A 13992-nucleotide genomic window follows, 5' to 3' on the forward strand; every position below is an offset into this window, starting at 1 on the left:
AAATAATGGCATCAACAAACAGACACGCTATTGAGATATCAAGCAACACGCGCACTCGGCCGTCCAAACCTTCCGGCTCTTCCGCTCCGAGGCAACCCTTAAATCTTAGGGCTTCCGGTTCTCCTTGTCAATTCGGTGCGGTGTGATCCGCGCCGTACTGATTTCGGAAGTTCTCCGTTGTGCCCGTTCAGTTCGAGTTTCGCGGGCTGGCCTTCCGGCCTTTCCGTTTTCCCGTCTTGCTGGGCACAAGGAAGAACATTACGCAGATCCGAGGGGGCCGTCAAGCCAGAACGACCCCTGTGGAGGGTGACCGTTCCTACACTCTCTCGATGCGGGAGATTCGGCGTATATCTGGTACCCGTCGCGGGGTTCCCCGCCTATCGCCTACTGCGCAGGGAGGAGTCAGGTGACGTCGCCCCGCTGCGGGACCGCCCGCTGCGCGCACAGCATGGCGCGAGCACGCTTCCCAGCCCTTTTCCTGTGACCCACACCGTGTGCATGTCCCGCGTCTGGCCTGAACGCTCAGCGGCAAAGCACCACCGCCGCACGACCGCCCTGCCACAGGGCCACAGGGCCACAGGGCCACAGAGCCACAGAGCCGGACACCCTGAACGCCGCAGTGCTGTCGATCCACGGCTCTGTCGATTCGCTCTTCGGCACCCCTACGAGTCGTTGACCCGCAGCACTGGGACCCACAGCACTGGCCCCCGCGGCACCGTTCGCCGAGTGTGGTTCACACCGGCTCCGAAGCCTCCCTCCGATGAGGTGTGGAGCGTGCCGGCGGGCAGTCTCGAGCACCTGGCTTCCACCTCACGCCCCACAGGTGCGACGTCGGCTCGCTGCGCGCGCAGGGCCGCCTCCCCCTTGCCGTCCCCTCGCGGTGCGTTCACCCATCCCCCTCGCGGGCACGAGAGCGTCGTCGCCACGGCGCCGGCGGCCGCTCGCTGCGCCGGCGGCGTTGCGCCGAGCGCGACGAAGGCCCCCACCGGATACCGGTGAGGGCCTTCGTGGACTGGAGTAAACCCCAGGTCAAGGGCGGTAGCGGCGGGATTTGAACCCGCGGTGGCTATTAACCACACATCATTTCGAGTGATGCACCTTCGGCCGCTCGGACACGCTACCGCGGAACAGCTTAGCCGCCGTTGACTCCCTCGTTCAAACCATCGCGGCTCAGACGCGAGTCACGTCACTCCGCAGGGGCCCGTCGGACCACGACGATGTTGCCCGTCGCGTGCAGGACGGTCGCGTGGGCGGTGGAGCCGAACGGTCCCCTGCTGAGCCCGCGATGCCCCATCACCAGGATGCGCGCGCCGGCGGCTGCGGTCAGCAGAGCCTCGGCGGCAGACCGCCCTTCGAGCATCCGAGTCTCGACGACAAGGTGCTCGTGGCCCTTCGCGGCCCGGTGGGCCGCTCGGTCGAGCAGGTCTCGCGACCGGGCGCCGCCGCTCCACGCCTCCGCGCCGCTCGTGTAGGGAGCATGACCGTCGGCCCGCACGTGCACGATCCGCAGCGTCGACTGCCAGGTGGCGGCCAGGTCGGCGGCGACGTCGATGGCTTCCCCACCCGCTGCGGACCCGTCGTAGGCGACCAGCACATGCCCGGCCACGTGGTGCTCGGAGCGGATCACCGCGACCGGGCAGCCGGCGCCATGGAGGATGCCACGGCTGACGGAACCCAGCAGTGTGCTCAACACGGGGCCGAGGCCTCTGGTCCCGACCACCAGCAGGTCCGCCGTCTGCGAGACCTCGTCGAGGACGTCGCGCGCGTTACCGGGGAGCAGATCGGTGCGTACTCCGATCTCAGGAACCAGTCGGGAGACCATCTCCGCAGCATCGTCCAGCAGTCGGTGCGCTTGATTGCGGGGACCCGCGGAGTCCATCACGGGAACACCTGCCATCCCGGCCCCGAGCAGCGGCCAGGTCCAGGCGTGCACGATCCGCAGCCCGCTCCCCGTGCTCCGCGTGAGTTCGGCGGCCCACCTGACTGCGGCCACCGAGGCAGTGGTGTCGTCGTAGCCCACCACGATGCTCTGCGTGAAATCCATGGTCCACACCTCCTCGTGCGGTCCTCGCCGTGGAGCCAGGATACTCCGCACCGATGTCGGTGACGAGGATGCCGACGCTAGGCTTCGCAGGCATGGCAGCGCTGACGCATCCGAACCGGCCGAGCCGGGACTGAGCAAGGAGCACTTCTCCGCATGGATCTCTTCACCGTGGTCTTCGGCATCCTCGTGGTGCTCTCCCTCGTCCTTGCCGGGTGGTGGGCCCTGCGTGGCCTGCGGGAGCGCAACGGTCCCCCGCGCCTGCTGCAGGGACCGACCGCCGTCGGGCGGGTGGTCGCCTCCGAGCCGAGCATCAGTCGCGGGGAGGACGGCACGGTGCTCGGCACTGACTACACCGAGACGGTCGAGTTCACGGACGGTCAGGGGCGCACCCAGCGGGCCAAGCCCACCTGGCAGGAGACCACGACCACCAGCCGTCGCGGTCAGAGCGTCACCGTCCACTACGACCGCGACCGGCCCAGCACCTTCATCGCCCCGCAGGTTCCGGGATCCTTCACCACGCGCGGTGCCCGCACCACGTTCCTCATCGCAGGGTCCTTCGCGCTCGCCACCGTCGTGCTCGTCGTGGTCGCCCTGGTCATACGCTGAGCGGCGCGGCGAGCGACTCGCGCGGACTCACCACAGGCATCACCTCGACCACACGGGCCCCGGCGCCCGTGCCCGCGAGCAGGTCGCTGGCCACCGAGCCCAGCGTGATGCCCAGCTGGTGGGCGCGATGGCCGAGCACGGCAAGCGGCGGATCGTAGGTCCGGCAGGCCAGCGAGTCGTCCCACGACACCAGGGACACATCGCGCGGGACCTTCATGCCGAGCTCTCGGACGAGATCCGCGCCGCCGATGGCCATCGCGTCGTTGTCGAAGACCAGGACGGTGGGAGGGGAGTTCAGCGCGAGCAGCCACCGGGCCGCCTGCGCCCCGCTGGCCGCGCTGTAGTCGCCCTCGTACCGCAGGGACGGCAGCTCGTGGGAGCCGACGAACTGGGCGTAGGCCTCCCGGCGCCATTGGGAATGCAGCAGGTGACCGGGCCCGCCGATGTGGCCGATACGGCTGTGGCCGAGGGTGAGCAGGTCCGTCAGCAGGTGTCGCATCACGCCGGCATTGTCGGTGAGGACCGCGGCGTCGGTCCCCGTCTGTCGGACGTCCCCGGCGAGCACGAACGGCAGTCCGCCCTCCCGCAGCAGCGACGGGCGCGGATCATCCAATTGGAGGTCCTTGAGGATCACCACGTCGACCAGCAGCTTCTGCTCCCAGGCGCGGAGCACCTCGAGCTCCGTCTCCAAGGTGTCGACCACCTCGCTGAGCACGGAGTGGCCCTCTGCGATGGCGGTCTCCTCGATCCCTCGCAGCACCAGCGTGTGGAACTGCTCGGAGCCGGCGGACCACATCGAACGGGGTGCCGGCACCCCGATCCGGCCTGTCACCATCAGCTCACCAGCTCCGCTGCGCCCTCTCGGGCACGTGCTCGGGAGACCAGAGCATTGGCGCTCATGAGCACGGTCTCGGCGAGATACGCCTCCGGCACCGTCGTCGCCGCGGTGCGCACCCGCACCGTGGCGCTCTCGCCCGGAAGCAGGGTCAGCAGCTGACGATCAGCGACCGCGTCGGGGTCTACCTTGTCGGCCAGGACGCAGAGGTCACGCACGGTGCTGGTGGCCAGCACGGTGATCTCCACTCCGCCCTCGACCGCTGCAGCCGCCGCCTCGAACGCCCCACCGGCGAGTTCCGAGTCGAGATCCTCCGCGAAGAAGTGCACCGCCCGCCCGATGGGCATCGCCACGCCACCATGGCGACTGTCCACGCCGTGCTGAGCCGTGCCGCTGTGGATCTCCACGACGAGCACCTCGCCGGGCGCCTCATCAGGGGTGATGAGCGAGGCGGGCAGCGGGATCGTCGACGCGCTGCGAGCCTCGACCTGCAGGTCCAGCGTCGCCGTATCGAGCACGGCGCCCGCGAGGTCCTGTCGGCGCAGGCGCAGCTCACCGGCGAGCGGGGCGGGGCTGTCATTGACCACGCTGACCACGGGGCCGTCCTGGCGTGGCTGCACAGTGATCAGCAGCGGCGCGTACAGGTCCCGCAGTGCATACCAGAGCAGCTTGCGGCGTCGATCTCCGTCGACCGCAGCCCACGACGTGACCGGCCAGCAGTCGTTGAGCTGCCACACGATCGTGCCGCCACAGCGCGGCCAGTACGACAGGTAGTGCCCGATCCCGCAGATCAGGGCCCGGGCCTGGTTCAGCTGGGTCGCGAAGTGGACATCGTCGAAGCCCTCGACCGGTGGCAGGTGCGGGGCCATGCCGCGCTCGAGCTTGTCCTGACCCTGGTCCGCCTTCTGATGGGAGAGCATCGTCGCGGAGTCCACTTGCAGGGGCCGCTCGGTGATCGCCCGCTGGAGCGTCGCCCAGTTCGCAGGTCCCTGGTACCCGAACTCGGCGGAGAAGCGCGGGATGGTGTCGCGGTAGCGGGTGTAGTCGTTGTCGTCCGGGTCCGCCCAGGCCACCCAGTTGTGGACCGTGCCGTGGTCGGCGTTGCGGGGCTGGTCGATCGCGGGCCGTGAGTAGGGACTCGACGGGGTGAAGCTGCGGGAGGGGTCCAGCTCCGCGAGCAGCGCCGGGAAGATCTCCGTGTAGTAGACGTTGCCCCAGCCCTGCCCCTCGGGAAGAGACTCCTTCCAGCCCCAGTGGTAGTACCCCTCGACGTTCTCGTTGCTGCCGTTCCAGTGCACGAGCGCGGGATGCCAGGCCAGGCGCACGATGTGCTCACGCGCCTCGGCGATGACCTCGGAGCGCAGCGGCTCGAGCTCGGAGTAAGCCGCGCAGGCCATCGCGAAGTCCTGCCACACCATGATCCCGAGCTCATCGCACAGCTCGTACAGCTCCTCGGAGGCATACAGCCCGCCGCCCCAGATGCGCAGGATGTTCATGCCGGCATCGACGGCGTCGGCCACCGCGGCGCGGTAGTCCTCGCTGGTCAACCGCGAGGGGAAGCAGTCGTCGGGGATCCAGTTGGCGCCCTTGGCGAGGATCGGGGTGCCGTTCACGGTGACCGTGAAGGAGGTGCCGATCTCGTCGGGCAGCTCCACCACCCCGGCGGTGCGGAAGCCGACACGATGCTCCCGGGAGTCGAGCAGGACGTGATCGGCATCGAGCAGGTCGATGGCCACCGTGTACAGCGGCTGGTCACCGTAGCCGCGCGGCCACCACAGCTGCGGGTCCAGCGCCGACAGCTGCAGGTCGAACTCCTCGTCCCGGGAGGAGACCGCGACGTCGTCGACCCGCTCGCCGGCAGGGTCGAGGAGGCGAGCGGCAACGATCACCGTGGTATCGCCTCCGGGACCCGCACTCCTGCCACGGGCCTGCTCGACCAGAGCGCGCAGGTCCACGACGCCGCGACCATCCGTGACGGTGACCTGCGGGCGCACGCTCTCCAGTCGAGCCGTCGACCACTCCTCGAGCCCGATCGGCCCGGAGATGCCGCTCGTGACCAGCACCGGCCCCCAGTCCCAGCCGAAGTTGCACGCCATCTTGCGGATCGCGTTGTACGGCAGATCGTTGCCCACCGCGGGCAGATCGCCGAGCACCTCGATATTCTCCCTGGCAGTGCGCAGCGGAGAGGCGAAACGGATCTCCAGCACGTTCTCCCCCTCGCGCAGCAGCTGCGTGACGTCGAAGCGCCAGGAGCGGTGCTGATTCTGCACGGTCGCGACGACCTGCCCGTTCAGCACGACGGTCGCCGCTGTATCGAGCTCGGCGGCGACCAGGTCCACCCGGTGCGCATCGCGCGGAGCCCACGGGAAGGTCCGCCGGTAGGTGAGGTCCACCTCGCCGGACCAGGCGAGCTCGTGCTCGTGCCGGTCCAGGTACGGATCCGGGATCAGGCCGGCCGCCAGCAGATCGGTGAGGAACGTGCCGGGGACTGTGGCCGGGACCCCCGTGATCGCGAACGGCGCAGGCCCGTCGGTCACGTCCAGGGACCAGCCCTCGTGCAGGTCGCGGCGGGAGATCAAGTGGGACGGGCTGGTCATGTGCGGTCCTCCAGGGCGGCGAGATGGTCGGGCATCGGCACCCCGCGCCGCTTCGCCTCGGCGAGGAAGCGCGGATTGGTGCCGGGTTCAGGGGCGGCCACCAGCAGCTGCTTGGTGAACTCCGCCTGCGGGGTCAGGATCACGTCGTCGGCCGGTCCCTGCTCGACCACGTCTCCGCGGTACATCACCAGGATCTCATCGGAGAAGTGACGGGCCGTGGCGAGGTCGTGGGTGATGTACAGCAGCGCCAGGTTCTCCTCGCGCTGCAAGGTGGCCAGGAGGTTCAGCACGCCCAGGCGGATCGACACGTCGAGCATCGACACCGGCTCGTCGGCCACCAGCACCGTCGGTTCCGGCGCCAGGGCGCGGGCGATCGCCACGCGCTGGCGCTGCCCGCCGGAGAGCTCGTGCGGCTTGCGGTCGATGAACGACTCCGCCGGAGTCAGGTTCACCCGCTCGAGCAGGATCAGGCACTTCTCCCGCACGTTCGCCTTCGTCGCCTTGCCGTGCAGCAGCAGCGGGCGCTCGAGGTGGTGGCCGATGCTGTGGAAGGGGTTCAGGGAGGCGAAGGGGTCCTGGAACACCATCTGCACCTGGTCACGGTAGGCGGCCAGCGCCTTGCCGCGTCGACCCACCGGTTTCCCGTCCAGGGTGATGGTGCCCGAGGTCGGCCTCTCCAGCTGGGCGATCAGCTTCGCGATGGTCGACTTCCCGGATCCGGACTGCCCCACCAGGGCGACGGTGCGCCCAGGGGTCAGTTCGAAGTGGACGCCCTTGACTGCTTCGAGGCGCTTGAAGCGCAGCCCGTCGCGCAGCAGGTACGTCTTGGTCAGGTCCTTGACGGCCAGCGTGCTCATCGGCCCTCCTCCACATCGAATCCGGCCCGCACGAAGTCGCCGGCCTCCCCCGTCAGCGACGGGAAGGAGCCCAGCAGCGTGCGGGTATAGGGGTCGCGGGGTTCGAAGTAGAGGTTCTCCGCGGTGTCCATCTCGACGATCCGACCCTCTCTCATCACCGCGATCCGGTCGGAGATCTCCAGCAGCATCGGCAGATCGTGGGTGATGAACACGACCGCGAAGCCCAGCTCCTGCCGCAGGCGCAGGATCTCCTGCAGGATCTCCCGCTGGACCACCACGTCCAGTGCCGTCGTCGGCTCGTCCATGATCATCAGCTGCGGATCCAGCGCGAGCGCCATCGCGATCATGACGCGCTGGCGCATACCGCCCGAGAGCTCGTGCGGGAAGGCGCTGATGCGGGAGGGATCCACGCCGACGAGTTCCAGCAGCTCCTGGGAACGACGCAGACGCTCGGGGCCGTCCGACTGCGGGCGGTGCGTGGTGAACACATCCCCCAGCTGGGTGCGGATGTTCAGCACCGGGTTCAGGGAATTCATGGCCCCCTGGAACACCATCGCGATCTTCGACCAGCGGAAGGTGCGCAGCGATTCTCCCTCCAGGGCGAGGACATCGACATCGTCCCCGTCCCGGTCATGGAAGGTCACCGAGCCCGAGGTGATCCGGGCCGGCGGTCGGTGCAGCTGGTTCAGCCCATAGGCCAGGGTCGTCTTGCCACTGCCGGACTCACCGGCCAGGCCCAGGATCTCCCCGCGCCGCAGCGTGAAGGAGGCGTCCTGGACGGCGTGGACCGGCCTCTCGACCTCGTAGACCACGTTGAGGCCCTCGACGGTGAGCACGGGCTGATCGAGCACCGGGGACCCGGCGCCGGTGCGGGATTCCTCGAGGTGCGCCTGCAGTTCGGGAATGCTCATGCCGACACCTCTTCCTGCTCTGCCTGCTCGGGCTCGTCGTCGCGCTCGCGCTTGGTCGCCGGCGAGGCCTGGCGAGCTTTCTTGGCCTGCTTGAGCTGCTTCGGAGCAGTCCGCAGGCGGGGGTTGATGATGCCGTCGATCGAGAAGTTGACCAGCGAGAGGCCGCAGCCGAGCAGAGCGATCATCAGGCCCGGCGGCACGAACCACCACCACGCGCCGAGGGTGAGCGCCTGCCCGTTCTGGGCGTAGAAGAGCATCGAACCCCAGGTCTGGGTGCCGACCACGCCGAGGCCGATGAAGCTCAGCCCCGCCTCCCCGAGGATCGCTGTGATCAGGGCGAACACGAAACCGCTGGACATGACCGGCAGCAGGTTCGGCAGGATCTCCACGCCGATGATGCGGTGCGCCTTCTCGCCGGCGATCTTCGAGGCCTGCACGTAGTCACGGGTGCGGATGGACAGGGTCTGCGAGCGCAGCACGCGCGCCGACGCCGCCCAGGACGTGATGGCCAGGATGAACGCGATCAGCAGCAGCCCGCGCTGCTGGACGTAGGAGCCGATGACGATCATCAGCGGCAGCCCGGGAAGGATGAGCACGACATTGGTGAACAGGGAGAACACCTCGTCGAGCCATCCGCCCAGGTAGCCGCCGAGGATCCCGAAGAACGCGGAGAGGAACAGGGCGAGGAAGGCGACGATCACGCCCACCAGGAGCGAGCCCCGGGTGGCCCAGGCGAGCTGCGCCAGCACGTCCTGGCCGGTCTGGGTGGTGCCCAGCAGGTTCTGCGCGCTGGGACCGTGCATGCCGGCATTGTTCACGGCCAGTGGATCGGCGACGAAGAACGGTGCGATGAGCCCGAACAGGACGATCGCGATGATCAGGCCCGCGCCGATCACGAGGGACGGGGTGAGGATGCGCTGCAGGGCGGCGCGGCGGCGAGAGGGTGTGCGTGTCATGTCTGCTCCTCAGCCCCGCGCCCGGGTGCGGGGATCGATGACGCCGTACAACAGGTCCACCACGAGGTTCGCGGCCAGCACCGAGACGGTGATGATCAGGAACAGCCCCTGCATGAGCGAATAGTCGTTGTTCTGGACGGCCTGCAGCATCGTGAAGCCGATGCCGGGATACGAGAAGACGGACTCGACGATGATGGAGCCGGAGACCACGAATCCCAGGGAGATCGCGAAGCCGGAGACACTGGGCAGCATCGCGTTGCGCGCGGCATACATGACCATGATCCGGCGCGGGCTGAGTCCCTTGGCCTCGGCGGTGAGGATGTAGTCCTCGCTGAGCGTGGAGACCATCATGTTGCGCATCCCCAGCAGCCAGCCGCCCAGGGAGGACAGCACGATCGTCAGGGCCGGCAGGAAGCCGTAGTAGAGGGCGTTGGACAGGAACGGGTAGTCCAGCGCGGGCCGTACCAGGGACGGGTCGTACCCGCCCGAGATCGGGAAGATGTCGAGGTTCACCGACAGCACGTAGATGAACAGCAGCGCGAGCCAGAAATAGGGCACCGCCTGCAGGATCGTGGTGGCGGGGATGAGGGAGTCCAGCCAGGTGCCACGCTTCCACCCGGCGACGGTGCCCAGCACCATGCCGATGATGAAGGTGATGGTCGTGGCCAGCCCCACCAGCACCAGGGTCCACGGCAGGGACTGCGCGATGATCTGGGTGACCGGTGTCGGGAAATAGGTGACCGAGATGCCGAAGTCGCCCGAGAGCAGACCGCCCAGGTAGGCGAAATACTCCTGGATCAGGGGCTTGTCGTCGTCGGCCCCGAGCATGATCTCGATGGCGCGTCGGGTGTTCGGGTCGACCGGGCCGCGCAGGGCGAGCTTGGCCAGGACGGCGTCGACCGGGCTGCCCGGCAGCAGTCGCGGGATGAAGAAGTTGAGGGTCACCGCGGCCCAGAGGGCCACCAGGTAGAACCCGAGCTTGCGCAGGAGGTGCACTGTCGATGGTTCCTTTCGTCGTCGGCGTCGTGAGCACGGCGGTGCCGCGCCCCGGGGCAGGGGTGCGGCACCGCGCAAGTCACTCGACGGGTGTGACGGCTTTCAGGACCATGGCGTTGTCGGGCGCGGACCAGGACATCGGGTACGCGTAGAGATCATCCGCGGTCGGCCAGCCGGTGGCGCGGGAGGTGTTGTACTCCGTCAGGCTCGAGCCGATCAGCACGGGGATCGCGGGCATCACCTCGACCAGGCGCTTCTGGACGATGAAGTACTGCTCCTTCTTCGCCTCCGTGTCGTCGGTCGCTGCAGCGACATCCAGCGCGGCGTCGACCTCCGGATCCGAGAAGCGGGTGACGTTGTGGTACGGATTCCCGTTCTCCCCCACCGGCACCGTGTTGTCCGTGGAGAAGTGATTGCGGTACGGGTAGTACGGGTCCGGGGCGGGGCCCTGACCGACCGAGTCGATCACCAGCTGATAGGTGCCCTTGGCTTTGGCGTCGTTCCACTCGTTGACGCTGACCTGCTGCGGGATCAGTTCGATGCCGATCCCCTTGTACTGCTGGGCGAGGGTGTCCAGCGCGGTCACGAAGTCGGACCATCCGGTGGGGCAGCTGATCGTCATGGAGACGCGCACGTCGCCCTGGGCGTAGATGCCGTCGTCCCCGAGCTCGTAGCCGGCCTCCTCCAGGACCTTCTTCGCCTCCTCGGGCTGGGCGGTCCAGGGGGCGACCTCGATGGACGGGTCGATGAACTCGGCGTCGCGCTCGGGCAGGGCGAAGGACGGGGAGATATCGGCCCCGAGGTCGAAGAACGCCAGCTTGGACAGCTGCTCGCGGTCCATGCCGTAGTAGAGGGCCTTGCGGACGGCGACATCGGTCTGCGGCCCTTCGCATCCCAGGTCCGGGTTCGAGGCAGCCATCAGGGCCATCTGCGAGATGCCGGTGTTGGTGTAGGCGAGGTTCGGGTTGCCCTCGACATGCTCCTCGAGGTTCGGGATCGCAGCGGACATGTAGTCGATGTTGCCGGCGAGCCACTGGTCGGTCGCGGACTGGTTCCCGGCGGTCGTGATCGCGCGGACGCCGCCGATGCCCGGCCGGCCCTCCTCCCAGTACTCCGCGTTCGCGAGCAGCAGGTAGGACTCCGGGGTGAAATCGTCCAGCGCGAAGGCTCCTGTGCCGATGGGTTCCTCATTGGCATAGGTCGCGAGGTCGTCGACATCGCTGAAGAGGTGCTCGGGAATGATCCAGGTGCGGGCCAGTGCGTTGGGGCCCTCCAGGTACGAGGGCTCTGCATAGGTGAGGACGACGGTGGCATCGTCGGTCGCCTCGGCCGACGGGGCGGTGCCGCCCGGGTTCAGCGCCTCGGTGTCACGGACCTTGTTGAAGGTGAAGGCCACGTCACCGGCGGTGAACGCCTCGCCATCGGTCCAGGTCACGCCCTGTCGCACGGCGACGGTGAGAGCCGTGCCGTCCTCGTTCCATTCGAAGGACTCGCCCAGCTGCGGGACCGGCTCCTGGTCGATCGGCTCGAGCGGGTTGAAGTAGAAGAGCGTCTCGTAGATGAGGCCCTGGACCATGGGGATCACGGAGGGCGAATGGGGATTGAGGTTCCTGGTGAGGGTCGCTTCGGTCGCGTTGACGGTGAGGATCGTGGTCTTCTCTCCCCCGTCGCTGCCTCCCCCGGTCTCGAGGTTGGAGGCCTGCCCGCAGGAGGCCAGTGCGAGCGGTGCCGCCCCGACGGCGGCAATCTTGTACAGGTCACGGCGCTTGAGGTGCATCGTTGCTCTCCTTGTCCACGCGTCTTCGCGTGCCGGTGGATCGATCGACCCACGCGCATCTTTCTTCACCAAGTTAATGAAGTAGCCTCAGTGTGCAAAGCCCAGGAGCGTCCGTCAAGAGGGCATCGCGCCCCGGGAAGGTCCCAGATAGGTCACGATCTACGGCATGAGGGGTGAGAGATGAGCAGCGCCGGCGACCGGCGGCTTCCGGCGATGGACACTGCCGTCCTCGAGTTCGTGCGCCGCCGCACCGAGACCACCCGCGTCGAGATCGCGCGCGAACTGGGCGTCACGGCAGCCACCGTGACGAACTCCGTCAAACGCCTGCTCGCCGCCGGTCTGCTCTGGGAGAGCGGCCACGCCCGCTCCACCGGTGGCAAGCGCGCCACCCTGTTACGGGTCAACGACGCCGCTCGGCGCGCCCTGGGATGCACGATCGACGAGGACCGCCTCTCGCTGGTCGCCGTGGACACCACCGGAGCCCTGCAGTCCCGGGTGGTCCTGCCCCTGGCGGATGCGACCGATGCCACCGAGGTCGTCGCCGGGGTCCGCGAGGGCCTGGCCGCGCTGGTGCCCGGCGATGAACTGAGCGCCATGACCGGCATCGGCTTCGCCATGCCGGCGCACCTTCCCGAGGAGGTCGCGCGAGCGCTCGGGACGCTCACCGCCGAGCTCGACGTGCATTCCGTGCGCGGCAGGGAGGCGACCTGCGCAGCTCTGGGCAGCTTCTGGAGCGGAGAACAGGCCGGATCAGGCCTCTCGGGCACCCTGCACCTGGGATCGACGACCATGCTCGCCCTCCTGCTGGACGGCATCCCGTTCCGCCCGGACAGCGGGCGCCCTCTGGATCACATAAGGGTCGACCCCGACGGGCCGGCATGTCCGTGCGGCCGGCGCGGCTGCCTGCATCTCTACGTCGCCCCGTCCGGCATCGCCGATCTCTCCCGCACCGCGCTGGCCGCCTCCCGGGGCGACGAATCCGCCGAGTCGCAGGTGCGGGCTGCGGCTCTGCCCCTGATGCGGATCGCCGCGAATCTCGCAACTGCCGTCGGCCTGGACACCATGGTCCTCGCCGGCACGCCGGTCCAGGCGGCCCCGGCGATCTATCTGACCGCCGCCCAGCAGTACTTCGCGCCCGACGATGCAACGCGGCTGGTCATCTCGCAGGTCCAGCCCCACCCCTGCGCCGTGGGCGCGGCAGTCCTCGCGCTGCAGACCTTCTGGACCACCGGCCGGCGCTGACTCGACCCATGGGGGCAGGACGTCAGCCGCCGGCCTCGCACTCGTCCTCGGCCTCGTCTTCGTCTTCGTCTTCGTCTTCGATCGCTGGTTTCTCGCCCCAGACCCACCGCAGCCCGAAGGAGCCCGGCCCGAAACGGGACTCCGCCAATTGGATCCGGTCCCGACGGTCGACATGCACGGGCGTCACGGAATCGCCGGAGTCCGTACGTCGGTACCGTTCACAGTTCAGTGGCCGGTGGGCCCCCCTGAACTCCACCTCGAGCAGCACGTCGTGCGCCCTGCGCGCGAGGCTGTAGAACGTCCCGGTCACCTCGGTCGCCGCCGCATGCATCACCACCTTGTATGCGAAGGTCGCGACCTGGCCAGCATCGAGGTGGCCATCGAGGACCAGCTCGACCCCGTAGGTGCGGCGATCCGGCCAGACCACCCGGCGCCCGATGGAGCACCCGTCGAGCGGAATGTACTCCGGAGCAATATTCGGCTCGGAGCGTTCGAGCACATGCACGGCCGGCAGCCTGCACCTGCCCGACTCGAGACTTCGCACCGTGACCCGGGTGATGAACTCCTGAGCATTCTTCGTGGAGTCGATGACGGCGAGCTGATGGAAGACCCGTTCATGGGCGTATCTCTGCGGCGTCTCGAAGCCCAATTGGTGCAGCGCGGCCTGGAACACGTCCCTGCCCGAGCTGCGGCCGACGAACTTGGTGCGCTGGAGTGCCCTGCCGACGAGGCGAGGGCCCCCGACGAGGTCCGCCAGCGAATCCGGAGGTCGGCCGAGAAGCTCCTCCAGCGCCGCGACCACCCCCAGCGAGTGGTCCCCGCTGGGCAGGCTCCGGCCCGATTGCCAGTTGCTGAGGGTGGCGACGCTGACAGGACGGTTGCGAGCGCGCAGCCGCTGCGAGATGCGGGTCAGTGTGAGGTCGCTGCGCTCGATCGCGGCGCGAAGAGTCCGCGCGAATCGTTCATCGTCATCCAACAGCATCACCTAGGAGTCTCGGCGGCGCATCCCACCTGCGCAGACGGTGCTGCGCACGGAGGCGTCGGCCTCGTTCGCAACCCCGTTCACTATTTTGGACATACCTGTAAAACACTGAGCGTAGCCTCCTCTCCACTGAATCAGTCAGGGCCACCGACGGCGCCGTACAGGTGAGGAGGATTGACATCGATGCAT

Annotated in this window: 11 protein-coding genes and 1 tRNA gene; 2 read left to right on the top strand and 10 right to left on the bottom strand. The window is 68.3% G+C overall.

What is annotated here, in order from left to right; all coding sequences use genetic code 11:
- Window positions 1-1036: 1036 nt before the first annotated feature.
- Window positions 1037-1122 (bottom strand) — tRNA-Ser (locus tag INT51_RS09185).
- A gap of 64 nt (window positions 1123-1186) precedes the next feature.
- Window positions 1187-2044, bottom strand: coding sequence for a universal stress protein (locus INT51_RS09190; protein WP_193105006.1), 858 nt, complete (start codon window positions 2042-2044; stop codon window positions 1187-1189).
- Between the two features lie 153 nt (window positions 2045-2197).
- Here INT51_RS09190 and INT51_RS09195 point away from each other — a divergent pair, with 153 nt between their 5' ends.
- On the top strand, window positions 2198-2650 hold the full coding sequence (locus tag INT51_RS09195) for a DUF3592 domain-containing protein (protein ID WP_193105007.1): 453 nt from the start codon (window positions 2198-2200) through the stop codon (window positions 2648-2650).
- Here the strand turns inward: INT51_RS09195 and INT51_RS09200 are convergent.
- The 7 genes from INT51_RS09200 to INT51_RS09230 all read right to left on the bottom strand — a co-directional run bounded on the left by INT51_RS09200 (window position 2640) and on the right by INT51_RS09230 (window position 11579).
- The gene (locus INT51_RS09200; protein ID WP_193105008.1) at window positions 2640-3485 is read right to left on the bottom strand and encodes a LacI family DNA-binding transcriptional regulator; all 846 of its coding nucleotides are present in this window, start codon (window positions 3483-3485) and stop codon (window positions 2640-2642) included. The two genes, INT51_RS09195 and INT51_RS09200, sit on opposite strands and share 11 nt — an antisense overlap.
- Window positions 3485-6082, bottom strand: a complete 2598-nt coding sequence (locus tag INT51_RS09205) for a glycoside hydrolase family 2 protein (protein WP_226832186.1) — start codon at window positions 6080-6082, stop codon at window positions 3485-3487. Before INT51_RS09205 ends, INT51_RS09200 begins: the two co-directional genes overlap by 1 nt.
- A complete protein-coding gene (locus tag INT51_RS09210) occupies window positions 6079-6939 on the bottom strand; it encodes an ABC transporter ATP-binding protein (protein WP_193105009.1) in 861 nt (286 codons plus the stop codon). Before INT51_RS09210 ends, INT51_RS09205 begins: the two co-directional genes overlap by 4 nt.
- Entirely contained in the window at window positions 6936-7850 is a 915-nt protein-coding gene (locus INT51_RS09215; RefSeq protein ID WP_193105010.1) for an ABC transporter ATP-binding protein, read from the bottom strand. The genes INT51_RS09210 and INT51_RS09215 overlap by 4 nt, the downstream gene beginning before the upstream one ends.
- Window positions 7847-8806 (bottom strand): ABC transporter permease, encoded by a 960-nt coding sequence (locus tag INT51_RS09220; RefSeq protein WP_193105011.1) that lies wholly within the window; start codon window positions 8804-8806, stop codon window positions 7847-7849. The genes INT51_RS09215 and INT51_RS09220 overlap by 4 nt, the downstream gene beginning before the upstream one ends.
- 9 nt (window positions 8807-8815) lie before the next feature.
- Complete coding sequence (locus tag INT51_RS09225; protein WP_193105012.1) at window positions 8816-9802, bottom strand: ABC transporter permease; 987 nt, start codon at window positions 9800-9802, stop codon at window positions 8816-8818.
- A 79-nt stretch (window positions 9803-9881) separates the two neighbouring features.
- Window positions 9882-11579, bottom strand: coding sequence for an ABC transporter substrate-binding protein (locus tag INT51_RS09230; RefSeq protein WP_193105013.1), 1698 nt, complete (start codon window positions 11577-11579; stop codon window positions 9882-9884).
- A gap of 180 nt (window positions 11580-11759) precedes the next feature.
- Here INT51_RS09230 and INT51_RS09235 point away from each other — a divergent pair, with 180 nt between their 5' ends.
- Window positions 11760-12821: an ROK family transcriptional regulator gene (locus tag INT51_RS09235; RefSeq protein WP_193105014.1), complete on the top strand. Its 1062-nt coding sequence runs from the start codon at window positions 11760-11762 to the stop codon at window positions 12819-12821.
- Between the two features lie 22 nt (window positions 12822-12843).
- Here the strand turns inward: INT51_RS09235 and INT51_RS09240 are convergent, their stop codons facing one another.
- Window positions 12844-13803 (bottom strand): helix-turn-helix domain-containing protein, encoded by a 960-nt coding sequence (locus tag INT51_RS09240; RefSeq protein WP_193105015.1) that lies wholly within the window; start codon window positions 13801-13803, stop codon window positions 12844-12846.
- Window positions 13804-13992 lie beyond the last annotated feature (189 nt).

The organism is Brachybacterium sp. FME24, from assembly GCF_014897705.1.
Lineage (GTDB): Bacteria > Actinomycetota > Actinomycetes > Actinomycetales > Dermabacteraceae > Brachybacterium.

What these genes read in the sequence shown, in the direction of transcription:
- INT51_RS09190 (WP_193105006.1), bottom strand. Translation starts at nt 2,044, where the DNA reads ATGGATTTCACGCAGAGCATCGTGGTGGGCTACGACGACACCACTGCC.
- INT51_RS09220 (WP_193105011.1), bottom strand. Translation starts at nt 8,806, where the DNA reads ATGACACGCACACCCTCTCGCCGCCGCGCCGCCCTGCAGCGCATCCTC.
- INT51_RS09195 (WP_193105007.1), top strand. Translation starts at nt 2,198, where the DNA reads ATGGATCTCTTCACCGTGGTCTTCGGCATCCTCGTGGTGCTCTCCCTC.
- INT51_RS09210 (WP_193105009.1), bottom strand. Translation starts at nt 6,939, where the DNA reads ATGAGCACGCTGGCCGTCAAGGACCTGACCAAGACGTACCTGCTGCGC.
- INT51_RS09215 (WP_193105010.1), bottom strand. Translation starts at nt 7,850, where the DNA reads ATGAGCATTCCCGAACTGCAGGCGCACCTCGAGGAATCCCGCACCGGC.
- INT51_RS09205 (WP_226832186.1), bottom strand. Translation starts at nt 6,082, where the DNA reads ATGACCAGCCCGTCCCACTTGATCTCCCGCCGCGACCTGCACGAGGGC.
- INT51_RS09240 (WP_193105015.1), bottom strand. Translation starts at nt 13,803, where the DNA reads ATGCTGTTGGATGACGATGAACGATTCGCGCGGACTCTTCGCGCCGCG.
- INT51_RS09235 (WP_193105014.1), top strand. Translation starts at nt 11,760, where the DNA reads ATGAGCAGCGCCGGCGACCGGCGGCTTCCGGCGATGGACACTGCCGTC.
- INT51_RS09230 (WP_193105013.1), bottom strand. Translation starts at nt 11,579, where the DNA reads ATGCACCTCAAGCGCCGTGACCTGTACAAGATTGCCGCCGTCGGGGCG.
- INT51_RS09200 (WP_193105008.1), bottom strand. Translation starts at nt 3,485, where the DNA reads ATGGTGACAGGCCGGATCGGGGTGCCGGCACCCCGTTCGATGTGGTCC.